This is a genomic window from Halomonas kalidii (assembly GCF_030010475.1).
GTDB classification, from domain to species: domain Bacteria; phylum Pseudomonadota; class Gammaproteobacteria; order Pseudomonadales; family Halomonadaceae; genus Halomonas; species Halomonas heilongjiangensis.
In genome coordinates this window covers 67,034-93,157 of the sequence record NZ_JASCQN010000025.1, presented here as the reverse complement: position 1 = coordinate 93,157, position 26,124 = coordinate 67,034, and the positions used below count along the sequence as shown (strand labels likewise).

General features: G+C 67.5%; 26 protein-coding genes and 1 riboswitch. Of the genes, 1 reads left to right on the top strand and 25 read right to left on the bottom strand.

Going from position 1 to position 26,124, the window contains the following annotated elements; all coding sequences use genetic code 11:
• Positions 1–60: 60 nt before the first annotated feature.
• The 11 genes from QLQ85_RS05120 to cobT all read right to left on the bottom strand — a co-directional run bounded on the left by QLQ85_RS05120 (position 61) and on the right by cobT (position 10,638).
• Entirely contained in the window at positions 61–828 is a 768-nt protein-coding gene (locus QLQ85_RS05120; protein WP_282737999.1) for an ABC transporter ATP-binding protein, read from the bottom strand.
• Positions 828–1,796 (bottom strand): FecCD family ABC transporter permease, encoded by a 969-nt coding sequence (locus tag QLQ85_RS05115; protein WP_282737998.1) that lies wholly within the window; start codon positions 1,794–1,796, stop codon positions 828–830. The genes QLQ85_RS05120 and QLQ85_RS05115 overlap by 1 nt, the downstream gene beginning before the upstream one ends.
• A 12-nt stretch (positions 1,797–1,808) precedes the next feature.
• Complete coding sequence (locus QLQ85_RS05110) at positions 1,809–2,684, bottom strand: cobalamin-binding protein (RefSeq protein WP_282737997.1); 876 nt, start codon at positions 2,682–2,684, stop codon at positions 1,809–1,811.
• A 29-nt stretch (positions 2,685–2,713) separates the two neighbouring features.
• A complete protein-coding gene (locus QLQ85_RS05105; RefSeq protein ID WP_282737996.1) occupies positions 2,714–4,537 on the bottom strand; it encodes a TonB-dependent receptor domain-containing protein in 1,824 nt (607 codons plus the stop codon).
• 269 nt (positions 4,538–4,806) lie between these two features.
• A riboswitch (cobalamin riboswitch) is annotated at positions 4,807–5,036 on the bottom strand.
• A 52-nt stretch (positions 5,037–5,088) separates the two neighbouring features.
• The gene (locus tag QLQ85_RS05100) at positions 5,089–5,517 is read right to left on the bottom strand and encodes a bifunctional adenosylcobinamide kinase/adenosylcobinamide-phosphate guanylyltransferase (protein ID WP_282737995.1); all 429 of its coding nucleotides are present in this window, start codon (positions 5,515–5,517) and stop codon (positions 5,089–5,091) included.
• Positions 5,469–6,110 carry a histidine phosphatase family protein gene (locus QLQ85_RS05095; RefSeq protein ID WP_282737994.1) on the bottom strand — a complete coding sequence of 214 codons (642 nt, stop codon included), beginning with the start codon at positions 6,108–6,110 and terminating at the stop codon, positions 5,469–5,471. The genes QLQ85_RS05100 and QLQ85_RS05095 overlap by 49 nt, the downstream gene beginning before the upstream one ends.
• Complete coding sequence (gene cobS / locus QLQ85_RS05090) at positions 6,062–6,820, bottom strand: adenosylcobinamide-GDP ribazoletransferase (protein ID WP_282737993.1); 759 nt, start codon at positions 6,818–6,820, stop codon at positions 6,062–6,064. Before cobS ends, QLQ85_RS05095 begins: the two co-directional genes overlap by 49 nt.
• The gene (locus tag QLQ85_RS05085) at positions 6,817–7,350 is read right to left on the bottom strand and encodes a bifunctional adenosylcobinamide kinase/adenosylcobinamide-phosphate guanylyltransferase (RefSeq protein ID WP_282737992.1); all 534 of its coding nucleotides are present in this window, start codon (positions 7,348–7,350) and stop codon (positions 6,817–6,819) included. The genes cobS and QLQ85_RS05085 overlap by 4 nt, the downstream gene beginning before the upstream one ends.
• Positions 7,347–8,612: an aminotransferase class I/II-fold pyridoxal phosphate-dependent enzyme gene (locus tag QLQ85_RS05080; RefSeq protein ID WP_282737991.1), complete on the bottom strand. Its 1,266-nt coding sequence runs from the start codon at positions 8,610–8,612 to the stop codon at positions 7,347–7,349. Before QLQ85_RS05080 ends, QLQ85_RS05085 begins: the two co-directional genes overlap by 4 nt.
• Positions 8,609–9,592, bottom strand: a complete 984-nt coding sequence (gene cbiB, locus QLQ85_RS05075; protein WP_282737990.1) for an adenosylcobinamide-phosphate synthase CbiB — start codon at positions 9,590–9,592, stop codon at positions 8,609–8,611. Before cbiB ends, QLQ85_RS05080 begins: the two co-directional genes overlap by 4 nt.
• Positions 9,589–10,638, bottom strand: a complete 1,050-nt coding sequence (gene cobT / locus QLQ85_RS05070; RefSeq protein WP_407650342.1) for a nicotinate-nucleotide--dimethylbenzimidazole phosphoribosyltransferase — start codon at positions 10,636–10,638, stop codon at positions 9,589–9,591. Before cobT ends, cbiB begins: the two co-directional genes overlap by 4 nt.
• A 133-nt stretch (positions 10,639–10,771) precedes the next feature.
• Here cobT and QLQ85_RS05065 point away from each other — a divergent pair, with 133 nt between their 5' ends.
• Positions 10,772–11,860: a PA0069 family radical SAM protein gene (locus tag QLQ85_RS05065; protein ID WP_282737989.1), complete on the top strand. Its 1,089-nt coding sequence runs from the start codon at positions 10,772–10,774 to the stop codon at positions 11,858–11,860.
• Here the strand turns inward: QLQ85_RS05065 and QLQ85_RS05060 are convergent, their stop codons facing one another.
• From QLQ85_RS05060 to QLQ85_RS04995, 14 genes are all read right to left on the bottom strand, one after another.
• The gene (locus QLQ85_RS05060; RefSeq protein WP_282737988.1) at positions 11,861–12,859 is read right to left on the bottom strand and encodes a zinc-dependent alcohol dehydrogenase family protein; all 999 of its coding nucleotides are present in this window, start codon (positions 12,857–12,859) and stop codon (positions 11,861–11,863) included.
• A 55-nt stretch (positions 12,860–12,914) separates the two neighbouring features.
• A complete protein-coding gene (locus QLQ85_RS05055; RefSeq protein WP_282737987.1) occupies positions 12,915–13,781 on the bottom strand; it encodes a DUF2797 domain-containing protein in 867 nt (288 codons plus the stop codon).
• Positions 13,765–14,049, bottom strand: a complete 285-nt coding sequence (locus QLQ85_RS05050; protein WP_282737986.1) for a YeaC family protein — start codon at positions 14,047–14,049, stop codon at positions 13,765–13,767. The genes QLQ85_RS05055 and QLQ85_RS05050 overlap by 17 nt, the downstream gene beginning before the upstream one ends.
• Before the next feature lie 12 nt (positions 14,050–14,061).
• Positions 14,062–14,913: a rhomboid family intramembrane serine protease gene (locus QLQ85_RS05045; protein WP_282737985.1), complete on the bottom strand. Its 852-nt coding sequence runs from the start codon at positions 14,911–14,913 to the stop codon at positions 14,062–14,064.
• A gap of 178 nt (positions 14,914–15,091) precedes the next feature.
• The gene (locus tag QLQ85_RS05040) at positions 15,092–16,078 is read right to left on the bottom strand and encodes a metallophosphoesterase (protein ID WP_282738181.1); all 987 of its coding nucleotides are present in this window, start codon (positions 16,076–16,078) and stop codon (positions 15,092–15,094) included.
• 19 nt (positions 16,079–16,097) lie between these two features.
• Positions 16,098–16,994 (bottom strand): NAD(+) kinase, encoded by an 897-nt coding sequence (locus QLQ85_RS05035; RefSeq protein ID WP_282723449.1) that lies wholly within the window; start codon positions 16,992–16,994, stop codon positions 16,098–16,100.
• A gap of 63 nt (positions 16,995–17,057) precedes the next feature.
• Positions 17,058–17,927: a carboxylate/amino acid/amine transporter gene (locus QLQ85_RS05030; RefSeq protein ID WP_282737984.1), complete on the bottom strand. Its 870-nt coding sequence runs from the start codon at positions 17,925–17,927 to the stop codon at positions 17,058–17,060.
• Positions 17,928–18,019: 92 nt separating this feature from the next.
• Positions 18,020–19,696, bottom strand: a complete 1,677-nt coding sequence (locus QLQ85_RS05025) for a glycerol-3-phosphate dehydrogenase/oxidase (RefSeq protein ID WP_282737983.1) — start codon at positions 19,694–19,696, stop codon at positions 18,020–18,022.
• A 148-nt stretch (positions 19,697–19,844) separates the two neighbouring features.
• The gene (locus tag QLQ85_RS05020) at positions 19,845–21,584 is read right to left on the bottom strand and encodes an ABC transporter substrate-binding protein (protein ID WP_282737982.1); all 1,740 of its coding nucleotides are present in this window, start codon (positions 21,582–21,584) and stop codon (positions 19,845–19,847) included.
• Positions 21,585–21,645: 61 nt separating this feature from the next.
• Positions 21,646–21,918: a DUF2160 domain-containing protein gene (locus tag QLQ85_RS05015; RefSeq protein ID WP_282723445.1), complete on the bottom strand. Its 273-nt coding sequence runs from the start codon at positions 21,916–21,918 to the stop codon at positions 21,646–21,648.
• Between the two features lie 16 nt (positions 21,919–21,934).
• Positions 21,935–22,777, bottom strand: a complete 843-nt coding sequence (locus QLQ85_RS05010) for a carbohydrate ABC transporter permease (RefSeq protein WP_282738180.1) — start codon at positions 22,775–22,777, stop codon at positions 21,935–21,937.
• Between the two features lie 52 nt (positions 22,778–22,829).
• On the bottom strand, positions 22,830–23,711 hold the full coding sequence (locus QLQ85_RS05005) for a carbohydrate ABC transporter permease (RefSeq protein ID WP_282723444.1): 882 nt from the start codon (positions 23,709–23,711) through the stop codon (positions 22,830–22,832).
• A complete protein-coding gene (locus QLQ85_RS05000) occupies positions 23,704–24,804 on the bottom strand; it encodes an ABC transporter ATP-binding protein (protein WP_282738179.1) in 1,101 nt (366 codons plus the stop codon). The genes QLQ85_RS05005 and QLQ85_RS05000 overlap by 8 nt, the downstream gene beginning before the upstream one ends.
• A 1-nt stretch (position 24,805) precedes the next feature.
• Positions 24,806–25,894 carry an ABC transporter ATP-binding protein gene (locus tag QLQ85_RS04995; RefSeq protein ID WP_282737981.1) on the bottom strand — a complete coding sequence of 363 codons (1,089 nt, stop codon included), beginning with the start codon at positions 25,892–25,894 and terminating at the stop codon, positions 24,806–24,808.
• Between the last annotated feature and the right edge of the window lie 230 nt (positions 25,895–26,124).

The window sequence follows — 26,124 nt, the reverse complement described above, 5'->3', positions numbered from 1 at the left end:
ATCTGCCAGCACAGACCCGCCCGCGCCAACCATTGATAGCGCCGACAGGCCCACTTGGCGCTATCTCACGGGTACGAAAACGGGGGCGCCCTCCACCTCCGCGGTGGCCAGGCGCTGGCCGTACAACGCCTCGAGCGCGGCAGGCTCCAGCATGGCGTCGCGGGGGCCCCAACACGCCTCGCCATCGGGGTAGAGGAGCAGCAGCTGGTCGCACCAGCGCGCCGCCAGGTTGAGATCGTGCAGGCACATCATCACCGCATTACCTGCCCCGGCCTGCTCGGCGAGCAGTGCCATGACCGCGGTCTGATGATGCAGGTCGAGATGGTTGGTCGGTTCGTCGGCGAGCCAGATGCGCGGCGCCTGGGTCAGCACCGTGGCGATGGCCAACCGCTGACGCTCGCCGCCGGAGAGCGTGCTCACCAGGCGCTCGGCCAGGTGGGCGACATCGAGGCGCTGCAGCGCCACCTCGGCCAGGCGCAGGTCCTCGCCGCCCTCCATCTGCCACGGCGACAGCCAGGGATGGCGGCCGATCAGTGCCGTCTCGCGCACCGTGGCGGGAAAGCCGTCCTGGCGATCCTGGAACACCAGCCCCAGGGCACGGGCGATCTCGCGGCGCCCCAGCGCATCCAGCGGCCGGCCATCCAGCAGCACGCTGCCGGTCCGGGGCGGGCGCAGGCCGGCCAGGGTATGCAGCAGGGTGGTCTTGCCGGCCCCGTTGGGGCCGAGCACGCCCCATACCTGCCCCGGCTCCAGGATCAGGCCGAGCGACCGGCCGTCGCCGCGGCCAGGCACGTCGATGATCAGGTCGCGGATCTCGAGACGGCTCATCAGCGGCTCCGATAGAGCAGATAGAGGAAGGTGGGAACGCCAAGCAGCGCGGTGATCACCCCCACCGGCAGCTGCTCCGGGGCGATCATGGTGCGCGCCAGGGTATCCGCCAGCACCAGCAGGGTCCCACCGGCCAGGGCACAGGCCGGCAGGATCAGCCGCTGGTCGTTGCCCAGCACCAGGCGCAGCATGTGCGGCACCACCAGGCCGACGAAGCCGATGCTGCCGGCGGTGGTCACCGCCATGGCGGTGAGCAGGCTGGCGGCGATATAGATCGTCCACTCCAGCGGCCGTACCGCCACGCCCAGCGCGGCGGCCTGCAGCGGCCCTCGCGCCAGCACGTTGAGGCTGCGCCCCAGTGGAATCACCAGCAGGCAGACCGCCAGCAGCAGGGTCAGCGGCGGCAAGGGGGTGCGCGCATAGGAGAGATCACCCATCAGCCAGTAGAGCATCCCCGGCAGCCGGTCGGCGGGGCTGACCGCCAGCATCAGGGTGATCACCGCGCCCCAGCCGGCGGCCACCACCACCCCGGTGAGCAGCAGCCGCGACGGCGTCCAGCTGCCGGTGCCATGGGCCAGACCGAAGACCAGCAGGGTGGAGAGCAGGGCGCCGGCGAACGCCGAGCCGGAAATCACCATGCCGCCGAGCCCCGCCAGCATCGCCGCCAGCGCCCCCACGGCGGCACCGCCGGAGAGCCCCAGCACATAGGGGTCGGCCAGCGGGTTGCGCAGCAACACCTGCATCAGCGCACCGGCCACCGCCAGCAGGCCGCCGGTGGCGAAGGCCGAAAGGGAGCGCGGCACTCGCAGGTCGAGCACCAGGGTGCGCGGCAGGGCCTCGCCCTGGCCGCGCAGTACCGCCCACAGCTCCGCCGGCGCCACGCTGGCGCTGCCGACGCCGACCGACAGCACCAGGGCGGCCAGCGCTGCCACCAGCAGCACGCCGAGGGGCAGGCTCAACTGGCGCATCGCGCGCCTCGCTCAGCGCCTGCCACGGGCCACCTCCAGCTTCTCGCAGAGGATCCGGCTGCCCTCGAGCAGCCGCGGCGTGGGTCGCTGGATCAAGGATGGCGGCACGAAGAACAGATTGTCGCGGGCCACCGCCTGGAGGGTCTGATACTGCTCCCAATGGGTCAGCCAGTCGCGGCTCTCCTCGCCCATGCCACCGGCAACGATCGCTTCGGGATCGGCGGCCAGCACCGACTCATCGTCGATGCGCGGCACCAACCGGGACCGATCGCCGAACACGTTGATGCCCCCGCACATCGCCACTACCTTGCCGATCAGGTGCTCGTCATTGACGGTCATCAGCGGCTCGTCCCAGACCTGATAGAAGGTCGCCACCGGCGCGCTGTCGGCATGGCGCGCCGCCAGCTCGGCCATGCCGTCACGGAAGTCCTGCGCCACCCTGTCGCCCTCCTCCCGGGTGTCGGCCAGCAACGCCAGGCGCTCGATGGCACGCGAGACACCCTCGACATCCCGCGGCTCGATATAGAACACCGCCATACCCAGCGCCTCGAGGGTCTCGAGCTGTTCGGCAGGATTGCCGGTCACCCAGCCGATCACCAGGTCCGGTTGCAACGCCACCAGGGCCTCGAGATCGACTCGGGTATGGCTGCCCACCGAGGTCACCTCCCTGGCTTCCGGCGGATAGTCGCTATGGGCGACCACCGCTACCACCTTGTCGCCCGCCCCCGCGGCATAGGTCAACTCCGTCGCTCCGGGCGAGAGCACGGCGATGCGTTCGGCCGGTCGCTCGAGGCACACCTCACGGTTGCGGTCGTCGGTGACACAGGGACCGGTATCCGCCGCCCCCACCTGCCCTGCGCTCAGCAGTCCGACGACCAGCCATGCCATCCTGCCGACTCGTCGCATCGACTCGGGCCTCACTGACCGAAATGCACGCTGACGAAGGCGGCACGACCGGCATCGAGGAAATCGCGGCCGCCGAAGTCCCGGGCCGTGACGACCTCCCTGTCGAGGGCGTTCTCCACCGTGAGCCGAGCCGACCACAGCGGCGCGAAGGCCCAGCCGGCCCGCAGGTTGACTAGCCCGAAGCCCGGCAGGCGTTGCTCGTTGTCGGCATCGTTGTAGCGATGGTTCTGCACGACCCAGGAGCCGCCCAGCGACCAGTCGCCGAGTTTGCGGTCGACGTCCAGACGCAGGCTCTGGCCGGCACGCCGCACCAGGCGGTTACCCGTCTCGCGATCCTCCGGGTCGGTATAGGTGAGCGCCGCCTGCAGGGTCCAGTCATCGAGTTCGGCACCCGCGGAGAGCTCCACACCGCGAATGCGGGCCTCGGCGACATTGAAGGGTGCCAGGAGCCCCCCTTGCTCGGTAAAGGCGATCAGATCGTCGACGTCGGTCTGGTAGGCGGCCAGATCCCAGAAGAGGGGACGGTACTGACCACGCACCCCGACCTCGAAGGTCTCGGAGGTCTCGGCCTCGAGGTCGGGATTACCGAAACCGGGGAAATACAGGTCATTGAAGGAAGGTGCCTTGAAGGCAGTACCGTAACTGGCCCTCAGGGTATGATGGGCGTCCAGCTCGTAGCCCAGCGCCAGACTGCCGGTGATCTCCTCACCGAAGGCTTCGTTATCGTCGTAGCGCATGCTGGCCTGCGCTGTCACCGGGGTGAAGTCCAGCAGGCCTTGGGCAAAGAGCGCAGCATTGTCTCGGCTGTCTTCATCGTAGGCGGTGGTGCCGCTGACCCTGTCTTCACCATATTCTGCACCGGCGATCACTTCATGGGGGCCCAGGCCAAGGGTGTTTTCCCAGCGGGCCGTCTTTGATCGGGTGTCAAAGACGGTAGTTCCGAAATCCTGAAAGTTGTCACTCTCGTCTCGCGATTCACTCAGGGTCAGGCGGCTACGCCAGGTCTCGGTCACCGGCACTTCCCCGTAGATGCCGGCCACCTGCTGCACGTAGTCGGTGTTGCCCCCGACGAACTCGGTGTTGCCCCGCGCCCGCAACGCCAATACGCCTAGCTCGGCACCGCCGTCGAAGGTATGCGACAGCCGCGCCAGGCCGGTGGTGTTGTCGTAGCCCTTGTCGTCACCGTCACGCACCACCGGGGCGCCGTCGGTGCTGAAGTGGCTGCCGGCGAAGCTGTAGCGGGTGCCCCCACTGCTGCCGGAGAGCCCGGCGCTGTAGCGCTGGGAACCGAAGGAGCCGCCGCCGGCGGAAATCCGCGGATGCGGCCCCCCCTCCTCGCCCTCGGGGGTGAACAGCTGCACCACGCCTCCCACGGCATCGGCCCCGTAGAGGCTGCCGCGCGGTCCCCGCACGATCTCGGCGCGCTGGAACAGGCGCGGGTCGAGGAACTGCCAGGCGGCACCACCCGTGGTTGCGGAACGCAGGCGGATACCGTCGATCAGCAGCACGTTCTGGTCGCTGTTGGTGCCGCGAATAAAGACGCTGCTGTGCTTGCCGAAGGAACCGTTCGTTGAAACATCCACGCCAGGCTGGCCACGGAAGAGGTCGGTGAGACTGGTCGGATCCTGACGACGCAGGGTCGCCTCGTCGAGTACGGTGACCGAGGCGAGACTCTGGTCGGCGGTGCGGGGGGCCAGGGTGGCGGTAACCACCAGCGGATTGAGGCTCAGCGACTCGTCCATCTCGGCTTGGGCGGTCTGGGCATTCACGGTCAACGGCAACGCGGCGAGACCGAAGGCGGCCAGGCCATGGACGGCATGGATTCTGGTGTTCATGGGCTTCCCTTGCTCGCCGTGCCTACCCGCACGGTCGAATGGCGTTTTTTATCGCCGGGGCAAGGGGAGCGAGGAAGAGGGAAAACGACGGCGCCTGCCCTGCCTCGTAGTCGCCCACCGCAACCCGGCATGAGGTAAGCACCGAACAAATGCCTGCGCGGACGAATCGCTGCGTTGCGCGCTGCTCAAAATCCTCACCTATACCGCATAGGCTCCGGTTTTTGCGCTGCGTGCGCCTTGCGCTTCATTCCGCTCGTCAATTTGTTCAGCGCTTCCTGTTCTCTCGGGCCGGTCTCCGGGCTGACGAGCGGACGCGGTGTCTGGAACACCCGGCTTCCCGAACGACCGCCTTCCCGTGCCTGGGCACAGTGGCATGAAGGCCGTTCTTGTCTCGATCACCGTTGCGGGGGCAGCGTCGGAATGGCGGCATGGGAGCGCGCACCGACTTCCCGTTTCACCGGCGGATGGTGCCGCCGGTACCTGAGAGAGGAGGTAAGCTAGCAACCCCACCGGAGAGCGTCAACGCGCATCTGCCCCGGTCTTGACCTGGCTCAGCCCAGCCGCCGCACCAGGCCATGGCGTACGTACCACACCGCGTCGCTGCGCCTGGCGGCGTCCTGTGCCAGCCAGCCGGCCAGGTCGCGCAGCCGGCGAGCCTCGGCGGCCATGGGCACGATGCCGCGCCCCATCTCCGGCAGGATCAGCACCACCTCGAGAGCCATCTCGCGCTCGGCATCGGCGAGCGCGGCAAGCCCCCCGCCCCACTCGCGGCGCAGCCGGTCGTCGTCGGGCACCGCGGCCAGCGCCGCCTCGAGCCAGGCCGTCCAGCCGGTCAGCACCAGCGGATGGCCGGCCACCACCGTCTCGCGCCAGGCCCCCAGGGGAACGCCGGGGGCGAGATGGTGCCACTTCGCCGCGGGGAAGCGCTCGCTTACCGCGTCGCGCTTGCCGGCGCAGGCACCGCCGATGAAGAGCTGCATCGCCAGCCTCCTTCCTGGTGAACGAACACGAAGCGCCGGCCCTGGGCCTGCCCCACGCTGCCCTCCCAGAAGTCGATCGCCTCGAAACGCCGGCGCAGCTCGCGGATGACCCCGCCGTGGGTCAGCGTCAGCACACGACGGTGACCCCCGGCCTCGGCGGCCACGAGCAGCTCGCCCAGCCACGCCGCCAGGCGCTCGCGCAGGGCGGCCGCCGACTCGCCGTTCGGCGGCGCCTGTTCGCCGCGGCTATCGATCCACTCGCGGTATGTCGCCAGTTCCTTGAGCTCAGCGTAGCACTTGCCCTCGTAGTCACCGAAGTCGAGCTCGCGCAGCCGCGCATCGAACCGCGTCTCGATCTCGCCCCCCCGCCCCGCGAGCACATGGGCCAGGGTCTGACGACAGCGGGTCAGGTCGCTGCAGTGGATGGCATCGAAACGTTCCGCGGCCAGATGGTCGCGCAGCAGATCCAGGCCCGGGCGCGCCTCGGGCAGCAGCAGCGGAATGTCGCGCTGGCCCTGGTAGCGACGCTCTCGATTCCAGGCGGTCAGCCCATGGCGAACGACCACCAGCTCCAGGCGATCAGCAGCAGCCATAGTTCTCCTCCCTCGATGGCGGCACCGACGATATCGCCGTTGATGCCCTTGAAGGCCCGGGTCATGGCCAGGCCGTACAGCAGCAGAAAGCCCAGCAACGCGGCCAGCAGCCCCGGCCAGCCCGGCAACCAGTGGAAGAGCAGCAGCAGCGGCACCAGCGAGAACAGCAGATCGCGATGGCCCAGGTGCTGCCGCCAGGCCCAGGCCAGCCCTTCCCGGCGGGCACAGGGGGCGAGCCCGAGCAGCAGCACCGCCCCGAAGCGCCCCAGGGCTGGCACCGCCAGCAACACCGCCGGATGCGTGCCGGCCTCCAGCAGCGCCCACAACAGCATGGCCTTCCAGGCGAGCAGGAAGAGCAGCGCCAGGATGGCGAAGCTGCCCACCTGGGGATCCTTCATGATCTCCCAGCGTCGCGCCAGGGGCGCATTGCTGCCCAGCGCATCGGCCACGTCCATCAGGCCGTCCAGGTGCAGGCCGCCGGAGAGCGCCACCCACAGGCTGAGCAGCACCAGCGCCAGCAGCGGCGTGGGAACCCGGTCGTGCAGCACCAGGCTCACGCCAGCCAGGATGGCACCCAGCAGCAGCCCCACCAGCGGATAGCAGCGCAGTGCCCAGCGGCTGGTCGCGGCCGTCCAGGGGCACTCGACCGGCACCGGCAGCCGGCTCAGGAACTGGACCGCCAGCAGCAGCCCGTAGCCCGCTTCCCTCATCTCGCCTCCTTCCAGTCGATGGGCAGGCCGGCGACCACCTCGACCACCCGGTCGGCCTCCCGGGCCAGTTGCCGGTGCAGCCGCTGCAGGAAGGCGAGATAGCGCCACACCTCGGGATCCCGCGGCGGCAGGGCTTCGTTGATGTCATTGGAGACCACCACCAGGGCGATCGACCGCCCCCGGGCACGGGTCAGCAGTTCGCCCAGCAGGCGTTCGCCCTGCGCCGCCGCGCCTCCACCGCCGTAGAGCCACTGGCTGGCCCACAGGGTCAGGCAGTCGAGCAGCACGGTGCCGCCGTCCTCGACCCGGGCCAGGCCCGTGTCGAGCGCCAGCGGCGCCTCCAGGGTGAACCAGCCGTCGCCGCGTTCGCGGCGATGACGGGCGATGCGCGCCGTCATCTCGGTGTCCGAGGCCCGGGCGGTGGCCAGGTAGTAGCGCCGCCCGCCGCGCGCCCGGTGCCACTCCCGGACCAGCCGCTCGGCGAAGTCGCTCTTGCCGGAACGCGCCCCGCCGCTGACGAAGGCGATCATGCCGGCCTCCATTCGGCCAGGGTCGCCAGCAGCCGCTCGTTGTCGGCGCGATCGCGCAGCGCCAGGCGCAGCCAGCCGCCGTCGAGGCCGGGGAAATTGTGGGTGTGCCGGGCCAGGATGCCCGAGCGCAGCAGGTGCTCGAAGAGGGCCTCCGTTGTCGCCAGAGCTATTGCCGTTGGCTTTATCGCCTGAATTGAGCCGTCAATAGGTCTTCGAGGAGGCGCTATGAACCCCTCCCTGGGCGCTACATTTGCCATCCATGGCAAATGACCTCCTCTTCGACCTATCCCCGGCTCTTGCGTTATGTGTATCGGCGATTGCCCTGCCGTCGCTTCGGGCTCCGACGCCGGCCGCACCAGGAAGAAGTTGGCCCGGCTCGGGACCACCTCGAGGCCCGCGGCAGCGAGCCCGGCCTGCAGCCGCGGTTGCTCGTCGGCCAGCCATTGCCGGGTGCGAGCGAGGAAGTCGTGATCGGCCAGCAGCGGGGCCACCAGGCTGGCGGCGAGGTGGTTCACGCTCCACGGCATCTGCCGCGCGCGGAGGCGCGCCACCGCCTCGGCGCCGCCGAGCAGGTAGCCGAGGCGCAGGCCGGGAATGGCGTAGAGCTTGGTCAGGGAACGCAGCAGGATCAGGTTCGGCCAGCTCGCCAGCAGCGGGGTCAGGCGCTCGTCTGGCGTCACGAAGTCGACGAAGGCCTCGTCGACCACCAGGGTGCCGCCGCGCTCGAGGCCAGCCGCCAGCAGCCGCTCGATGCCCCGGCGCTCGACCAGGGTGCCGGTGGGGTTGTTGGGCCGGCACAGGAACAGCACGTCGTTGCGCGCCACGGCCTCCAGGGCCGCCGCCTCGTCCAGAGCGAAGCGCTGCGACTCGAGGAAGCGCGCGTCGACCGTCAGGCCGTGCTGACGACAGGCGCGGGCATACTCGGAGAAGGTCGGCTCGACGATCGCCGCCCGGCCGCCGGCGTGAGCCGCCGCGACCAGGAAGATCGCCTCGGCCCCGCCGTTGGTCGGCAGCACCTGCGCCGGTGTCACGCCCTCGGCGGCCGCGATGGCCTCACGCGCCTCGCGGTAGTCCGGGTCGGGGTAGCGGGCCAGCCCGTCGAGCGCTGCCAGCAACCGCTCGGCCAGCCAGGCCGGCGGCCCCAGCGGATTGATATTGGCGCTGAAGTCGAGCAGCTCATGGTCGGCGGGCAGGCCGAAACGCGCCAGCAGCGTCGCCGCCTGGCCGCCATGGCTCGGCCAGGCCTCGTCGGATCGCCTCATGCCAGCCACTCCCGCACCAACACCGCCGGCAGCATCAGCAGCAGGAAGGCCGACCAGCCCCCGTGCATCAGGCGAACCGCGCGGCCGATATGCGCCGCCCCGAGCGCTTTGAGGGGCTCGCCAAGGAGGGCGCGGCGGGAAGGCTCGCCGCCGTAGTGGTTGACGCCGCCCAGTTGCACGCCGAGCAGCCGGGCCACCATCGCCTCGGGCCAGCCGGCATTGGGGCTGGGGTGGCGCGGGGCCTCCCGCCGAGTCGCCGCCAGGGCGCCGCGATGCCGCCAGTGCCCGGGCAGTCCCCGGGCACCGAGCCACAGGGCCAGGGCGGTCAGGCGCGCCGGCAGCCAGTTGGCCAGGTCGTCGAGCCGGGCCGAGGCCCAGCCGAAGTCGGCATGGCGAGCGTTGCGGTAGCCGACCATCGAATCCAGGGTATTCACCGCCTTGTAGGCCAGCGCCAGCGGCGCCCCGCCGAGCAGCGCCCAGAACAGCGGCGCGGTGATGCCGTCCACCGTGTTCTCGGCCACGGTCTCCACCGCGCCCCGGCTGATCTCGCCCTCGTCCAGCGCCGCGGTATCGCGACCGACGATCATCGCCAGTGCCCGTCGCGCCCCCGGCAGGTCGCCCCGGCCCAGGGGCGAGGCCACCGCCCGGGCGGCATCGCGCAGCCCCTTGATCGCCAGGGTCGTGGCCAGCAACCAGAGCTCCGCCGCCATGGCCAGCCAGGGGTCGAGCCGGCCGAGCAGCGCGAGCAGCCCCCAGGCGAGTGCGTAGACGCCGAGCACCACCATCGCCGTCAGCAGGACACCCCTGGCCCGGCGAGCCGCCGCCGAGCCGTGGTTCCAGGCCCGCTCGAGCCGGGCGATCACTCGCCCCATGACCACCACCGGATGGGGCAGCCGGCTCGGGTCACCGACCAGCAGGTCGACGGCGATGGCCGCCAGCACCAGGGCCAGCAGTGACAGGCTCAAAGGCGCCTGGCTCATGTCTGGTCGCCGCCGGCTACCCCGGCAGTGGTGAAGGACGCCATCTCCGCCAGCATGCGGCAGGCGGCGTCCAGCAGCGGAAAGGCCAGCGCCGCTCCGGTGCCCTCGCCCAGCCGCAGGTCGAGGTCGAGCAGCGGCTGGGCGTCGAGTGCCGCCAGGACCACGTCATGTCCCGGCTCCCGGGAGCGATGGCCGAAGATCAGGTAGTCACGCGCCCCCGGTGCGAGCCGGCAGGCCACCAGGGCCGCCAGCGTGGCGATGAAGCCGTCGACCAGCAGCGGCACCCGGCGCACCGCCGCCTCCAGGCAGGCGCCGGTCATGGCGGCGATCTCCAGCCCGCCCAAGGCCGCCAGTACGCCCAGCGGATCCCCGGGATCGGCGCCCCGAGCAGCGATCGCGCGCTCGATCACCTCCCGCTTGTGGGCCAGGCGGGCATCGTCGATGCCGGTGCCGCGCCCCACCAGCCGCGCCACCGGCTCGCCGGTCAGCACCGCCAGCACGGCGCTGCTGGCGGTGGTGTTGGCGATGCCCATCTCGCCGATGATCAGGCAGCGACAGCCGGCCGCGGCGGCGCGCCCGGCGGCACGCCGGCCCGCCTCGATGGCCGCCTCGGCCTCAGCCCGGCTCATGGCGTCCCGGCGGGCGAAGTTGGCCGTGCCGGGCCGTACCTTCTCGTCGACGACGTCCTGGCCGGCAACCTCGCTGGCCACGCCGACGTCGATCACCTCGAGCCGCGCGCCGATCCGGCGGGCGAAGACGTTGATCGCCGCGCCGCCGGCGACGAAATTGGTCACCATCTGGGCCGTCACCTCGCGGGGAAAGGCGGAGACCCCCTCGTCGGCGATGCCATGATCGGCGGCGAAGACCAGCACACCGGGCGGCGTGACCCGGGGAAAGGGCTCACCGGTCATCGCGGCCAGGTCCACCGCGAGCCGCTCCAGGCGGCCCAGGCTTCCCGGCGGCTTGGTCAGGGTATCGAGGTAGGCACCGACGCGCTCGCCGAGGCGCCGGTCGGGTGCGGCAATGGGCAGGGGGGTATCGGTCACGGGGCCGCTCCAGGCAAGTCGTCCATGTCGGGCCGCTCATGTTACCAGAGTCATGGCCGTCCTCCGCAGGACGGCTGACATCCTGCCGGTACCCCTCTATACTGTTTATATATACAGTTTCCGGAGGATCGCCATGAGCACGAACCGCCATCGCGACGCCATGGTCCGCAAGGGGCGTGGCGCCACCTTCGACCCGCGCAACCGCTTCGCCCCCACCGTCAGCGAGGCCGTCGACGACGGCTGGTGGCAGGAGGCGGTCCCCGAGCGGCTGGCCACCGAGGTCCGCGACGAGCGCACCCGCAGCGCCCTGTCGTGGAACACCTCGCCCGACCTGCCCTTCGATCGCTCGCTCAACCCCTACCGCGGCTGCGAGCACGGCTGCATCTACTGCTATGCCCGCCCCAGCCATGCCTACTGGGACCTCTCGCCGGGACTGGACTTCGAGACCAGGCTGATCACCCGTAACGGCCTGGTCGAGCGGCTGGAGGAAGAGCTGGGCAAGCCCGGCTACGTCTGCCGGCCGATCGCCCTCTCCGGCAACACCGACTGCTATCAGCCGCTGGAGGCCGAACGGCGCACCACCCGCGCCATCCTGGAACTGTTGCTCGCGTGTCGCCATCCGGTCTCGATCGTGACCAAGAGCGCGCTGGTGCTGCGCGACCTCGACCTGCTGCGCGACCTCGCCGGGCACCGCCTGGTGCGGGTGATGGTCAGCCTGACCAGCCTCGACAGCGATCTCAAGCGCACCCTGGAGCCCCGTGCCGCCTCGCCCGGCGCGCGGCTGCGGGTGATCGGCACCCTGGCCGAAGCCGGCGTGCCGGTGGGCACCCTGGTGGCGCCGGTGATTCCCGGCCTGACGGATCACGAGATGGAGCGGCTGCTCGGCGCCGCACGAGAGGCCGGCGCCGACTGGGCCGGCTGGACGCTGCTGCGCCTGCCCCGGGAGGTGGCGCCGCTGTTCGCGGCATGGCTCGAGGCCCACTACCCGGAGAGGGCCGCCAAGGTGATGAGCCTGATTCGCCAGTGTCGCGGCGGGCTGGACTACGACCCGCGTTTCGGTCACCGCATGCGTGGTCAGGGTGTCTTCGCCGACCTGCTCGAGCAGCGCTTCCGTACGGTCTGTCGACGCCTCGGCCTCAACGCGCCCGCCACCAGCGAGGCCATGCGGCTGGATACCACGGCATTCCGGCCGCCCCGGGCCCAGGGCGATCTCTTCGACTAGTCAAGGAATCAGCACCGCGGCGCCGGAGAACCTCCCCTCGCGCAGGTCGGCGAGCGCCCGGTTGGCCTCCCCCAGCGGATAGGCGCGGGTCTCGGTGCGGATCGGTACCTCGGGGGCGAGCGCCAGGAACTCCTCGCCGTCGCGGCGAGTGAGGTTGGCCACCGACTTCACCGAGCGCTCCTCCCACAGCAGGCGGTAGGGAAAGGACGGGATATCGGACATGTGGATGCCCCCCGAGACCACCCTGCCGCCCGGGCGCACGTGGGAGAGCGCGGCGGGAACGAGATCGCCCACCGGGGCGAACAGCAGGGCGGCATCCAGCGGCTCGGGCGGGGCCTCGTCGCTGCCGCCGGCCCACTCGGCACCGAGACGACGGGCGAAGGCCTGGGCCTCGTCGTCGCCGGGGCGGGTGAAGGCGAAGACCCGCTGGCCACGAGCCAGCGCCAGCTGGGCGAGGATATGGGCGGCGGCCCCGAAGCCGTAGATGCCGAGCCGCCGGTTCGCCTCGCCGCCGGCCAGCCGCCAGGTGCGGTAGCCGATCAGCCCGGCGCAGAGCAGCGGTGCGGCCGCCTGGGCATCCTCGTCATGCACGGGAAAGCAGTAGCGGGCGTCGGCCATGGCGTACTCCGCATAGCCACCGTCACGAGTGTAGCCGGTGAACTCGGCACGTTCGCAGAGGTTCTCCTCGCCCCGGCGGCAGGATTCGCACTCTCCGCAGGTCCAGCCCAGCCAGGGCACGCCGACCCGCTCGCCGACCGCCACCCCCGTGACGCCCTCGCCCAGTTCCGTGACCTCGCCGACGATCTCGTGGCCGGGCACCAGCGGCAGGCGCGGGGCGGGCAGCTCACCGTCCACCACATGCAGGTCGGTGCGACACACCCCGCAGGCCAGCACACGCAGCTGCACCTCGCCGCGACCGGGCGCAGGTCGGGGAATCTCCTCCGGCACCAGGGACTGGCCCGGGGCGTGCAGGCGCATGGCGCGCATGGTATCGGTCATGAGGGCTCTCCTGTCGGCTGCCGGGAAACGCATTGCCGTCAGGATAGCCGAGCGATCACGCGGCGACCTTGACCTCGTAGCCGGTAAACTTGCGCAGGTTGATCACCCCGCTGTCGAGGATCAGGTACTGGCCCTTGAGACCGAGCAGGGTGCCGGCGACCACGGGGTGCTTGTCGAGATTGTGGGAGACCACCTTGGTGGGAAACTCCAGCACCGGATAGTCGAAGGCGACCGGCGCCTCGTCGAGGGTGCGGATGGCCTCGGTGCCGAAGCGCTCGCGCAGGTTGGCGAGACCGCCCTCCAGGCGCGTCAGCAGGCGGTCGCGCTCGACGACCAGGTCCATGGGCTCGGTCTCCCCCTTGAGCATGGCGCGCCAGTTGGTGCGATCCGAGACCTCCTCCTTGAACAGCACCTCGACGAACCCCGATTGCTGGCGAGTGTCGACCTCGACGATCGGCAACGCCTGCACCGCCCCCTGGTCGAGCCAGCGGGTCGGTACCTGGGTGCGACGGGTGATGCCCACCTTGAGCCCCGAGGCATTGGCCAGGTAGACCACATGGGGCTGGAAGCAGTGGCGCTCGCCCCACTCCGGCTCGCGACAGGTGCCCTCGAAGTAGTGGCAGAGCTCGGGCTTCATGATGCAGGTGTCGCACTGGGCGAGCTTCCTGAAGCAGGGGTAGCAGTAGCCCTGGGCGAAGCTCTTCTTCGTCGCCCGGCCGCAGTGGGTGCAGGCGATGGCGCCGGTCCACTCGAGGGCGAGCGGCCGGCCGAGCCGCGTGTTAAGGTCGAGACGCTGCTCGCCGACCCGCAGGGTATAACGTACCGCCTCCCCCATGGCACCGGGGGCGATGGCCATCTTGGTCAGGCACCCCTGCACGGACGTGGCGGCATCGATCCGGATCGTCTCAGTCACTGCCGACATCCCGGGCCAGCCCCGCCAGTTCCGCCGACACGCCGGCCCCGCTGCTGGCCCCGCCACAGGTACGCTGCTGGAGATAGCCGACCCGCTGCTCCTCGGGCACCCGGTTCTCCGCTTCGTAGCGGATCACCGCCTCGAGGCAGAGTTCGGTCTGCTCGTCGGTCAGCCGGCGACCGTCCGGCCACTTGCGCAGGGCCACGGCCTGCTTGAGGCGGTCGTAGATGGCCGGGGTCATCTGCTGGATCATGCGCTCGAAGGTCATATCGTTCATCGGAAGGTTCTCTCAACGGGGGCGGCGGGCACGCCCGGAATGATACCAGCCCAGCGCCAGGCCCACGACCAGCCCGCCCAGGTGGGCCTCGTTGGCGACGTTGCCGAAGCCCACCGCACCCGCCATGTCGGTCATGGTGAAGAGCATCCAGCCGAGCATGAAGACCACCAGCATCTGCGGCACGAAGAAGCCACTGCGCGGCGCCCGGCGCGACATCAACCACACATAGCCGAGCAGCGCGAAATCGACCCCGGACATGCCACCGAACAGCACCGTGCCGGTGGCGTACTGGGCCAGATTCGCACCGATGCCCGCGGTGAGCAGGATCGTCAGCATGCGCCCGCTGCCCTGCAGCACTTCCACCTGACGGCCGAAGTACCACAGCCACAGCATGTTGAAGATCAGGTGCATCCAGCCGAAGTGCAGGAAGGCCGGCGACAGTAGTCGCCACACCTGGCCCGAGGCGAGCGCGTCGGTCAGGCTGCCGATGGCCAGGCTACCGTTGATCACGCCGAGCGGCACGATGGCCAGCGCCGCGATGACACGGTCGCCGAGTACCCCCATCGTGGCGAACACCAGTAGACAGAGCGCGAGGGTGGTCGCGGCAACGGGCGCCTGCCTGAAGGGGACCATCAGGCTCTTGCCGCCGGACGGCGCGGCGCGGCGCCGCTCGGGCATCAGCGACTCGCCGCGCTGCCAGCGCTCGAGCAGGCGCAGCATCGTCTCCTGCTGGGCCGGATCGATCAGCCACAGCACCTGGCCGTCGGCCTCCTCGGTGATGCGATGACCGATGCGGTGGGCCCACAGCGCGCGGCGCAGTTCACGGGTATCGGCATCAAGGGGCAGCTGGATTACCCGGTACATGGCGGCTCCGGTGGTTGTCGATGCGGGGGTCGCGGCACGCCGGGGGCGCACACAGAAAAAATCCGGCGGAGGGGGCCGCCGGACAAGAGCAAGGGATCATTCAAGGGAACACCTACTCTGATGGGCTTCACGTCCGCGAGTTCAGTCCGTCGCCGGCTTTTTTGAGTAAAAAATTGTATCAATCGAAATCGATCTCCCAGGGCTGCGGGCGAGCCTGCTCCTCACGCGGCACGCGGATCCAAACGAAGTGGTTGGCATCCAGCCGACGCTCGCCGCTCCAGCGATAGGCGACCAGTCGGCCGAACTTGACCGCACTGTAGTCCAGGCAGGCGACATTGGCGGCCGGCAGCGCCGGAATCCCCTCGCACCAGTAGTGGCCAATGAACAGTGGCGGCTCCTCGGGGCCATAGTAGCTGAGGCGCGCGCGCTCCTCGGCGGAGAGTGGCCGCAGTTCCAGATCGCCCGGCAGGTTGTCCGGCTGGAACACCACGTCACCCCAGGTCTGTGGCTCGCGGGCCCAGAAGTGGGCGCGGAAGCTGCGCCGGGTGAAGCCGTCGCCGGACTGGATCTCCACCCCCTCGGGCAGCGGGATATGAATACCGCGGGTGAGCCGGTCGAGGATACGGAAGGCCCGGGTACCGGGCGTCACCGATTCCGCCAGGAAGTCCTCGTCGATGCGCCCATCGGGGAAATCGCGCCGCAGGGCATCGATCAGCAGCGGATCCCAGCAGGCGTGAACCACCCGCAGGCCATCGCGCTCGAGGCAGAGCGGGATCTCCAGGAACCAGGCCAGCACCTCTTCCCACTCCTGGGGGTGATCGCGGAACTGCTCCAGGGTCTCCTTGATGATGCGGTTGTGGCGCGGCGTGTGCCTGCGCAGGAACTCGTGCCCCTGGCCGGCCGGTGCCCGGTGGCAGTAGGCCAGGGCATTGTATTCGTGGTTGCCCATGACGATGAAGGCTTCGCCCTCCTCCACCATGCGCCGGGCAATGGTCACCGCCAGGCGGATCCGCGGCCCGCGATCGATCAGGTCACCGAGGAAGATCACCCGGCGACGTGGATGACGATAGACCCCGCCGCGCTGATGGTAGCCGAGCTTCTCGAGCAGGGCCGCGAGCGTGGCGCCGCAGCCGTGTACATCGCCGATCAGGTCGTAGCCTTCGATCCTGGCCTGTGTCTTCACGTCAGTCCCCCAGGCGGTTGCTCCAGCCCAGCTTGCTGCGCAGGACCTCGTAGAAATTGTGACCCAGGGGATGTACCAGTTGCACCCGCTGCGGCTTGCGGCGGATCACCAGCACATCGTCGGGCTTGGCCACCGCGCGGGTCTGGCCATCGCAACTGATGTGGGGATAGGTCTGGTTGGTCTCGCCGATGTGCACACGGATCTCGCTGGCGGCATCGATGACGATGGGACGGCTCGACAGGGTGTGGGGAAACATCGGCACCAGGGTCACCACATCGAGCTTGGGGTGCATGATGGGGCCGCCACCGGAGAGCGAGTAGGCGGTGGAACCGGTAGGGGTGGCCACGATCAGGCCATCGCTGCGCTGGCTGTAGACGAACTGCCCGTCGATGAACAGCTCGAACTCGATCATCCGCACGGCCTTGCCGGGGTGGATCACCACTTCGTTGAGCGCATCGCCGCTGCCCGACAGCACACCGTCGCGATGCAACTCGGCATCCAGCAGGAAGCGTTCCTCCACCTCGTAACGGCCCTCGAGCACCTCGCCGACCCGCGCCTCGAGCTCATCGGGCGAGATATCGGTGAGAAAGCCCAGGCGCCCGCGATTGACGCCCAGCACCAGGGTACCGCTATGACAGAGCGTGCGTGCGGCGCCCAGCAGGCTGCCGTCGCCGCCGACCACGATCACCAGGTCGCAGAGTTCGCCGAGCATGCGCCGGCTGGCCTCGGGATGGCCGTGGTCGAGCAGTACCGTGGCGGTGCGATCCTCGATGATGACGTGATAGCCGCCCTCGTCGAGGAAGCGGATCAGCCGCTTGAGGGTGTCGACCACCCTGGCGCTGCCCAGACGACCGATCAGGCCGATGTTCCTGAAACCATCACTCTTGAAGGATTGCATGCACACGCCTCTCGCTTCGCGGCCGCTCATTATGGGGGCTGGCCGCAAGGCGGGCAAACGGCCTCAGGCCGTGGCAGGCGAGCGTCGGCGCAGCCACCACTCGTTGAGCGCGAGCGAGCCGACGATGATCGCTCCGCCCAGTGCCAGCCGCGGCAGGTCGGCATCGCGATTCCAGATCATCAGGTTGACCAGCAACCCGGCGGGGACCAGGGCGTTGTTCATGATCGCCAACGCCCCGGCATCCACCCGGGTGGCACCGAGATTCCACAGGAAGTAGCCCACCCCCGAGGCCACCAGCCCCAGCCAGGCGAGCACGCCCCAGTGCACGCCGGTGGAGGGAAGCGCGGACGCATCGCCGAGCAGGGCGAAGGCCGGCACGGCCACCACCAGAGCCCCCAGGTAGAACCAGGCGAAGATGCTGTGGCGAGGCAGCGCCGCGGGTAACCCCGCAGAGAGTCGGCGGTATCCCACCTGGCCCAGGGCGAAGCAGAGATTGGCCCCCTGCACGACGAGAAAGCCCTGCCAGAAGCCGCTGTCGATGCCCTGGTAGCGGATCACCGCCGCCCCGGCCACCGCCAGGCCCGCGGTGACGAGGTGGAAGGGGGTGAAACGGCCGAACAGGGCGTCGTCGAGCAGGGTGACGTAGAGCGGGGTGAAGATGGTGAACAGCAGCACCTCGGGCACCGAGAGCAGCAGGAAGGACTGGTAGAAGAAGATGTACATCACGCCGAGCTGCACGGCTCCCAGCCCCATCAGCGCCAGGCGCTGGCGGCCGCGCAGCAGCGAGGGGCGCAGGAAGGGCAGGAACACCAGCGCCGCCAGGGCGATACGGGTGAGGACCGCGAAGTAACTGTCGACCTGGCCGGCGAGGTAGACGCCGATCAGCGAGAACGAGAAGGCCCACAGCACGGTGACGCCGACGAGATAGCCCACGGTCAACTCCAGACATGAAAAAGGTTGACGGGATTATACCCGCATCCTCCGGGGCATCAATGTGACGGCCTCAATCGCGCCGCCACGGGTATTCACCACTTGAGCGACTCGGAATGTACCGGGGTATCGGCCCCCCGGTCCTGCGTGGTCGCGTACTGCTCGGCTCGGGAGTCGCGGAAGTACTCCGCGAAGCGTTCCTCGGCACGGTCGCCGAACAGGATCCCGCAGGCCTCCTTCAACCCCGGGGAACGGCGCATCGCCTCCTCGGGCACGACCAGGGCGATCTTGGAGCGCCGCCTCAGGAAATCCTCGAGCCGGGTGACCATCTCGCGGCGCTGCGCCTGGCGCAGCTCGCAGCGCAGGTACTCGGTGCCCTCGATCAGCACCTCGGCCTGCCGCGGGTCCTCGCGGATCTCCTCGAGCATATCCAGGGCATGGGTGCCATAGCGCCGCCATAGCCGGGTCGACAGCAGCTCCGAAGCCTGGGGCGAGATCATGGCGTCCAGCTGCATCAGGCCAGCCTGATGCAGGAACTCCCGACGCACCTCGTCGGGTGCCTCGCCGTACCAGCGATGCCGTGGATGGGGTACCGCGATCCCCAGGCGCCGAACGAGATCGACGACCTCCTCGCCGACGTTGAGGCAGTCGGTCAGCTTGCCGCCGAAGATGCTGAGGTGCGCATCGCCCGCGTTGACGTCGATGGCATGCTTGCGCGACAGCTGGAGAAAGTCGCGATCCCCTCCCCCGCTGGCGCGCACGGCCAGGGGGCGGACACCGCAACGGGTGGCGATGATGTCCGCACTGTCGAGCGGCTTGTCCAGCTTCAGGCGCTTGTTGATGTTGTCGAGCACGAAGCGGACGTCGTCCCGGGTGACGCCGACCTCGGGGTTCTCCACGCGGGTATCGGTGGTGCCGATGCAGGTCCTCTGGCCCATGGGGATGACGAAGAACAGTCGGCCGTCATCGGCGAAGAAGGCCAGCACTCGTCGACTGTCGGTCAAGCGGGGAACGATCAGGTGCACGCCCTTGGAGTAGACATGGCGATGATCGGTCTGCTGCCCCGTCAGCGCGTTGTGCGTGTCGACCCAGGGGCCGGCGGCATTGATCAGCACCCGCGCGCGCACCTCCAGTTCGCGACCGTCGATGACGTCGCGTACCCGGGAGACCCACTGGCCGTTCTCGCGCCGGGCCCCCAGCGACTCGACGTAGTTCACCGCCACGGCGCCGTAGTTGAGTGCGCCACGCACGAAGTTGAAGACGAAGCGGGCATCGTTGTCGTGCAGGTAGGCGTCGGAGTACTCGAAGCCGCCCACGGCATCGCCGACATCGATGATGGCTTCGCTCTGCTTGATCGAGGCCGGCGACAGGAAGCGCGGCGTGCGGGTGAAGCCATTGCCGATCAGCCAGTAGAGCCAGCTGCCGGCCCAGAGATAGCGGGGATGGTAGCGGAAGCCCCGGGAGATGGTGGTCAGGAAGCGGATCTCCTGCACCGTGGACGGGTAGCTCTTGATCAGGTGATTGCGGCTCTTGCACAGCTTGCGGACCAACGCGAAATCGCGGCTCTCCATGTACTTGATGCCGCCCCACACCAGGTTGGAGGAGTGCATGCTGGTGCTGCCCGCGAAGTCACCACGTTCGACCAGCGCGACCCTGACGCCCGTTCCCGCCAGGGCGGCTGCCGCCACGGCGCCGTTGACGCCACCGCCGATGACCAGGACATCGAAGACCTCGTCGTCCAGCTTGTCGATGTTGCTGCTGCGCAGTTGCATGTGCGGACCTTTCTGCAGAAGGAGGGGGCACCGGACTGGCCCGGACGGACTGCCGGACACCACCCAGGGTGGGCAGCGTACCCGACACGCCTCATGCCGAGGGCGGGCCGGGCACGGTGCGGCCACCGGGGCAGGCCTGATGGCCTCTTCAACGCGTACCGGCGGCCATCCACGCCTCCATCATCTCGTCGTAGGGAACGGTGGTGCCCTGGGGCATCTCGTCGTCCAGCTTGGCCCTGGGTGAGCCGGATCGTGAGAGCCACTCCTCGGGGTCCTGTTCACCGTTCAGGTTGGGCGAGTAGTTCTCGAAGACCCTGGCACGCGCCAGTCGCGCCATGATGTTGTCGAGATCCCCGGCCAGGTTGTCGAGTGCCTCCTGGGGCGAGATCTCGCCGTTGACCGCGGGCGCCAGGTTCTGCCACCACAGCGGCGCCATGCGCGGGTAGTCCGGCACGTTGGTGCTCGACGGGGTCCAGTTGGACTCGTTGGGACTGCGATAGAACTCGACCAGGCCACCCAGCTTCGGCGCCATCTCGGTCATCTGCTCGGAGAAGATGTCGGATTCGCGGATCGGCGTGAGCCCGGCCATCAGCTTCTCCAGCGACACCGTCTTGGCGGTGGTGAACTGGGCGAACAGCCAGGCCGCGGTGCGGCGGTCCTCGGGAGTGGAGTCGAAGAAGGTCCAGGACCCCACATCCTGGTAGCCGACCTTCATGCCCTCCTCCCAGTACGGGCCGACGGGCGACGGCGCCATGCGCCACTTGGGCGTGCCGTCCTCCTCGGTGACGGGTAGGCCGGGATCGGTCATGTCGGCGGTGAAGGCGGTGTACCAGAAGATCTGCTGGGCGATGTTGCCCTGGGCCGGCACCGGGCCCGCTTCGCCGAAGGTCATGCCGCTGGCCTCTGAGGGCGCGTACTTCTCCAGCCAGTCGACCATCTTGGTCACGGCGAACACCGCAGCCGGGGAGTTGGTGGCACCGCCACGGCTGACGCTGGCCCCCACCGGCCGGCTCTCCTCGTCGACCCGGATCCCCCAATCATCCACCGGGTTGCCGAACGGCACCCCGGCGCTGCCCATGCCGGCCATGGAGAGCCAGGAGTCATGGAAACGCCAGCCAAGCGACGGGTCACGACGCCCATAATCCATGTGGCCGTAGACCTTGGTACCGTCGATCTCGCCGACATGCTTGGTGAAGAACTCGGCGATATCCTCATAGGCGGTCCAGTTGGTCGGCACGCCCAGGTCGTAGCCGTAGATCTCGCGGAACTGCTCCTGGAGATCCTCGCGCTCGAACCAGTCGTGTCGGAACCAGTAGAGGTTGGCGAACTGCTGGGTGGGCAACTGGTAGATGCTGCCATCGGGGCCGGTGGTGTACTGGATGCCGATGAAATCATCGAGATCCAGCGTGGGCAGGGTGAAGTCGGACCACTCGTTCTCCATCGCCTCGGAGATATTGATGGTGCTGCCATAGCGAATATGCGTGCCGATGGCATCGGAGTCGTTGACATAGCCATCGTAGATGTTGCGCCCCGACTGCATCTGGGTCTGCATGTTGTTGACCACGTCACCCTCGCCGATGATGTTGTGGGTGACCTCGATCCCCGTCAGTTCTCCGAAGGCCTCGGCCAGCACATCCCGTTCGTAGATATGGGTGGTCAGCCCCTCGGCCACGGTCTTGATTTCCATGCCACGGAAGGGCTCGGCGGCCTTGGCGAACCACAGGAGCTCCTCGATCTGCTCCTCACGGCTCAGCGTGGAGTTCTGGAAGTGCTCATCGACCAGGCGCTCGGCAATGGCCCGTGCATCATGAGCATCAGCGTACAGCGCACCGGAAGCCAGCATCAGGCTGCCGGCCAGCAGCGTCGTCCTCATTGTGTTGTTTTTCATCTTGACCTCTTGTTTCCTGTTGTTGTCTTCCCTGAAGGAAGTTCATCCCTGTCGCCTTGGGTCAGCCCCAACGCATCAGCACCAGCAACCAGAGAATGGAAGCCGCCAGAGCAAACCAGATAGTGATATCCGTGAAGCCGACCACCGCCAGATGGATATATGCCGCGGAGAGAAGACCGATGAAGAGTCGGTCACCCCGCGTGGTGGCAATCGGCAGGAAGCCCCTTCTCTCCACGCTGGGTGAAGCCAGTTCCCAGGCGGTCATGCTGACCAGAATCGCGGCAATCACCGAGAAGAAGACGGCTGTCGGTAGTGTCCAGACCATCCAATCCATTGCCCAGCCCTCCTCTTCAGGTCCGGCCCAGGGCAAAGCCCTTGGCGATGTGGTTGCGAACGAAGTAGACCACCAGGATCCCCGGCAGGATGGTCAAGGTACCCGCCGCGGCCAGGGTTCCCCAGTCGATGCCCGATGCCCCCTTGGTCTGGGTCATCACCGAACCGATGGGCTGGGCCCCGGTGGAGGTCAGGGTGCTGGCCAGCAGCAGCTCGACCCAGGAGAACATGAACAGGAAGAACAGCGTCACGCCGATACCCGAGCTGATCATGGGAATGAAGATCTTCACGAAGAACTTCGGAAAACTGTAGCCGTCGATGAACGCCGTCTCGTCGATCTCCTTGGGCACGCCACTCATGAAGCCCTCGAGAATCCATACCGCCAGCGGGATGTTGAACAGGCAATGAGCCAACGCCACGGCCACATGGGTGTCGAACAGCCCGACGGTGTAGTAGAGCTGGAAGTAAGGCAGCAGGAACACCGCGGGTGGCGCCATCATGTTGGTCAGCAACCAGAAGAATAGATGCTTGTCACCGATGAACTTGTAGCGGCTGAAGGCATAGGCGGCCGGCAGCGCCACAGCGATGCTGATCAGCATGTTCATCAGCACATAGGTAATGGAGTTCACATAGCCCATGTACCAGCTGGAATCGGTGAATATCTTCGCATAGTGCTCGACTGTGAAGTTCTCGGGCCACAGGGTCAGTCCACCCAGGATCTCGGTATTGGACTGGAAGGACATGTTCAACAGCCAGTAGATCGGCAGCAGCACGAAGACGATATAGGCGCCCATCAAGCCCCGGCGACGCCACTGTCGAGAGGCCGGACGCGCCTTGCTGCGACGCCTGTTGTTCGCCATGGCAGCCTGCTGACGCACGTCTTCGGGAGTGGTCGGTAGCGAATCACTCATCTCAGGCCTCCCCTTTGTTGCTATCTTTCTGCATGTTCATGATCGCGGTATAGAAGACCCAGCAGACCAGCAGGATGATCAGGAAATAGATCAGCGAGAATGCCGCCGAGGGCCCGAGATCCTGCTGGCCGACGGCCTTGGTCACCAGCGACTGGCTGAGGAAGGTCGTCGAGCTACCCGGCCCCCCGCCGGTAAGCACGAAGGGCTCGGCATAGATCATGAAGGAGTGCATGAAACGCAGCAGTACACCGATCACCAGCACATTCGTCAGCTTGGGCAATTGGATGTAGCGAAACACCGCCCACCGGGAAGCACGGTCGATACGGGCTGCCTGATAGTAGGCATCAGGGATCGAGCGCAGGCCGCTGTAGCAAAGCAGCGCGATCAGCGGCGTCCAGTGCCAGACATCCATCAGGATGATGGTGGCCCAGGCATCCACCGGACTTGCCGTGATGTTGTAGCCATAGCCCAGTTCGCGGATGCTCCAGCCCATCAGCCCGATATCCCCGCGGGTGAAGATCTGCCAGATGCTGCCCACCACGTTCCAGGGAATCAGTAGCGGCATGGTCACCAGGATCAGTACGGCGGAGGCCTGCCAGCCGCCCCTGGGCATGATCAACGCGATGCCGATACCCAGCGGCACCTCGATGGCCAGCACCGTCAGGGAGAAGGCGAACTGGCGCAGCAGCGCCGCATGCAGGGTCGGGTCGTTGAGCATCTCCCTGAACCACTCGGTGCCCGTGAAGAAGCGCGTGTGGGCGTCGAACACGTCCTGTACGGAGTAGTTGACCACCGTCATCAGGGGAATGATGGCCGAGAAGGCCACCAGCAGGAGCATGGGCAGTATCAGCCACCATGCCTGGTTGTTATTGACTTTATTCATGGTCGATCTCCACACGAAACTCGTCGACATACAGGCCAAGGTATTGCTCGGGAAAACGCAGGTAGGCCTTGACTTTGGGTGCGGGCTGATCCTCCTCGATACGGGCCTTCAGCGACAGCTCGCCCAGCACAAGGTGGAGAATCGAATAGGTACCCAGGTCCTGGGCGTACTCGACCCTGGCCTCCATGCCACCCTCGACTGGCGTGTCATGTACCTCGATGAACTCGGGCCGAATCCCCAACTTGATGTTCCTCGATCGGACGCCGCTCACGGCCCGGTGGACGTCTGGACCGATGCTGAGGGGCGTCCTCCCGGACATCACCCGCCCTCCCTCGATCGTGATCTCGAGGAAATTCATGCCGGGGCTGCCGATGAAATAGCCAACGAAGGTGTGATTGGGTTTCTCGAACAGTTCGCGAGGAGTCCCGAACTGCACCACCTGCCCCTCGTACATCACGGCGATCTTGTCGGCGAAGGTGGAGGCTTCCAGCTGATCGTGGGTCACATAGATCATGGTGATGTTGAACTTCTCGTGGATCTCCTTGAGCTTGCGGCGGAGCTTCCACTTGAGCTGAGGATCGATCACGGTCAGGGGTTCATCGAACAGGATGGCCGAGACGTCGTCGCGCACCAGTCCCCGTCCCATCGAGACCTTCTGTTTCTCGTCGGCGGTAAGGTTCTTGGCCTTTCGCCTCAAGAGCGGTGCCAGGTCCAGGATATCGGCAACTTCCGCTACGCGTTCGCGCACCTTGGCCTCGGGTGTCTTGATGTTACGCAGCGGAAAGGCCAGGTTGTCGAAGACCGTCATGGTGTCGTAGATCACCGGGAACTGGAAAACCTGGGCAATGTTACGCTCTTCCGGAGGCAGTTCGTTGACGATACGGGAGTCGAATACGACATCACCGTCGGATGGTTGCAGCAGCCCGGAGATGATATTGAGCAGGGTGGACTTGCCGCAGCCGGACGGTCCCAGCAAGGCATAGGCGCCCCCCTGGTGCCAGACATGGGTCATTTCCCGTATGGCGTAATCCGCCGGTGACTGCGGGTTGGACACGTAAGAGTGTGCCAGTGCCTTGAGCATGATTTCGGCCATCTCAGAGACTCCCCAGGCGCGGCGGAATATGCACCACCGCCCCGTTGTGGTCGAAGGCATAGAGCTTGTGGGTCGGGAAATAGACCTTGATCTGTTCATCGACGGCGAATTCATGAACACCGGGCAGATGCAACACCAGGTGGAACAGCTCGTTGCTCACATGCAGGAAGGTTTCGGAGCCACTGATCTCCGCCAGATCAACGCGGACCTGGAGCTCGAGATCATCGGCCGACTGAGGCTCGAGACCGACGTGCGAGGGACGTACACCGAAGTTGTACTGGCCGGGCGGCAGGGAGCGCAGGTCCTCGTTGAGCCGGAAGTGGACACTCTTGTCGAAGGTCACTTCCGAGCCCGACACCATGGCCGGTACCACGTTGATCGGTGGCTCGGAGAACATCTCGGCGGTCAGGATATCCTTCGGGCGATGATAGACGTCCTCGGTCGGGCCGTACTGCAGCAACCGCCCCTCGTGCAGCACCGCGGTATGTCCTCCCAGCGCCAGGGCCTCGTTGGGCTCGGTGGTGGCATAGACGGCGATACAGTTGCGCATCCTGAACAGCTCGCGAAGTTCCTGGCGAAACTCCTCGCGCAGCTTGTAATCGAGGTTCACCAGGGGCTCATCGAACAGAATCAGGTCGGCATCCTTGACCAGGGCTCGCCCCATGGCGGTGCGCTGCTGCTGTCCACCGGAGAGTTCCTGCGGAAAGCGCTCCAGCAGATGCTCGATATGCAGCATCTCGGCGGTCTCGCGTACCCGCCGGCTGACCTCGGCCTTGGGCACCCGCGCCAGTTTCAGCGGCGAGGCGATGTTGTCGAAGACGGTGAGACTGGGGTAGTTGATGAATTGCTGATAGACCATGGACACATTGCGCCGGCGGACGGAAACCCCCGTCACGTCCTCGCCGTTCATCAGCACCCGTCCGCGTGTCGGCGGCTCGAGACCCGCCATCAGCCGCATGAGCGTGGTCTTGCCGGCCAAGGTCCGGCCCAGCAGGACATTGAAGGAACCCGGTGCCAGCTCCAGGTCGATGCCTTCGATGTGCGTGGCGCCATTGACCACATGATCGATGTTTTCAAGGATCAGGGACATGCTGCCCTCGTTGTCGTTGTTGTCGCGCTTGCTACGTGAAGCACAGCGGCCGAACCATGGCCAGGGCGGACAGGGCCAACACGCTGTTCGATTTGCAACACTTTCGAGCACCAATGTTCGTTTTCGACAACGAGACTAGCCCAGCGGCTATCTCACGGCAATGGCGAGACCTCCCATCAGGCCCTAGACCTTGGTCTAAAAAGCGCCGGGGATTAACGAACTTTTCATGG

What these genes read in the sequence shown, in the direction of transcription:
- cbiB (WP_282737990.1), bottom strand. Translation starts at nt 9,592, where the DNA reads ATGAGCCAGGCGCCTTTGAGCCTGTCACTGCTGGCCCTGGTGCTGGCG.
- QLQ85_RS05095 (WP_282737994.1), bottom strand. Translation starts at nt 6,110, where the DNA reads ATGGCTGCTGCTGATCGCCTGGAGCTGGTGGTCGTTCGCCATGGGCTG.
- QLQ85_RS05080 (WP_282737991.1), bottom strand. Translation starts at nt 8,612, where the DNA reads ATGAGGCGATCCGACGAGGCCTGGCCGAGCCATGGCGGCCAGGCGGCG.
- QLQ85_RS05035 (WP_282723449.1), bottom strand. Translation starts at nt 16,994, where the DNA reads ATGCAATCCTTCAAGAGTGATGGTTTCAGGAACATCGGCCTGATCGGT.
- QLQ85_RS05025 (WP_282737983.1), bottom strand. Translation starts at nt 19,696, where the DNA reads ATGCAACTGCGCAGCAGCAACATCGACAAGCTGGACGACGAGGTCTTC.
- QLQ85_RS05115 (WP_282737998.1), bottom strand. Translation starts at nt 1,796, where the DNA reads ATGCGCCAGTTGAGCCTGCCCCTCGGCGTGCTGCTGGTGGCAGCGCTG.
- QLQ85_RS05055 (WP_282737987.1), bottom strand. Translation starts at nt 13,781, where the DNA reads ATGTCGGCAGTGACTGAGACGATCCGGATCGATGCCGCCACGTCCGTG.
- QLQ85_RS05020 (WP_282737982.1), bottom strand. Translation starts at nt 21,584, where the DNA reads ATGAAAAACAACACAATGAGGACGACGCTGCTGGCCGGCAGCCTGATG.
- cobS (WP_282737993.1), bottom strand. Translation starts at nt 6,820, where the DNA reads ATGAGGGAAGCGGGCTACGGGCTGCTGCTGGCGGTCCAGTTCCTGAGC.
- QLQ85_RS05120 (WP_282737999.1), bottom strand. Translation starts at nt 828, where the DNA reads ATGAGCCGTCTCGAGATCCGCGACCTGATCATCGACGTGCCTGGCCGC.
- QLQ85_RS05015 (WP_282723445.1), bottom strand. Translation starts at nt 21,918, where the DNA reads ATGGATTGGATGGTCTGGACACTACCGACAGCCGTCTTCTTCTCGGTG.
- QLQ85_RS05110 (WP_282737997.1), bottom strand. Translation starts at nt 2,684, where the DNA reads ATGGCATGGCTGGTCGTCGGACTGCTGAGCGCAGGGCAGGTGGGGGCG.
- QLQ85_RS05000 (WP_282738179.1), bottom strand. Translation starts at nt 24,804, where the DNA reads ATGGCCGAAATCATGCTCAAGGCACTGGCACACTCTTACGTGTCCAAC.
- QLQ85_RS05010 (WP_282738180.1), bottom strand. Translation starts at nt 22,777, where the DNA reads ATGGCGAACAACAGGCGTCGCAGCAAGGCGCGTCCGGCCTCTCGACAG.
- QLQ85_RS05060 (WP_282737988.1), bottom strand. Translation starts at nt 12,859, where the DNA reads ATGACCGATACCATGCGCGCCATGCGCCTGCACGCCCCGGGCCAGTCC.
- QLQ85_RS05105 (WP_282737996.1), bottom strand. Translation starts at nt 4,537, where the DNA reads ATGAACACCAGAATCCATGCCGTCCATGGCCTGGCCGCCTTCGGTCTC.
- QLQ85_RS05005 (WP_282723444.1), bottom strand. Translation starts at nt 23,711, where the DNA reads ATGAATAAAGTCAATAACAACCAGGCATGGTGGCTGATACTGCCCATG.
- QLQ85_RS05065 (WP_282737989.1), top strand. Translation starts at nt 10,772, where the DNA reads ATGAGCACGAACCGCCATCGCGACGCCATGGTCCGCAAGGGGCGTGGC.
- QLQ85_RS05045 (WP_282737985.1), bottom strand. Translation starts at nt 14,913, where the DNA reads ATGTACCGGGTAATCCAGCTGCCCCTTGATGCCGATACCCGTGAACTG.
- QLQ85_RS05100 (WP_282737995.1), bottom strand. Translation starts at nt 5,517, where the DNA reads ATGCAGCTCTTCATCGGCGGTGCCTGCGCCGGCAAGCGCGACGCGGTA.
- QLQ85_RS04995 (WP_282737981.1), bottom strand. Translation starts at nt 25,894, where the DNA reads ATGTCCCTGATCCTTGAAAACATCGATCATGTGGTCAATGGCGCCACG.
- QLQ85_RS05085 (WP_282737992.1), bottom strand. Translation starts at nt 7,350, where the DNA reads ATGATCGCCTTCGTCAGCGGCGGGGCGCGTTCCGGCAAGAGCGACTTC.
- QLQ85_RS05050 (WP_282737986.1), bottom strand. Translation starts at nt 14,049, where the DNA reads ATGAACGATATGACCTTCGAGCGCATGATCCAGCAGATGACCCCGGCC.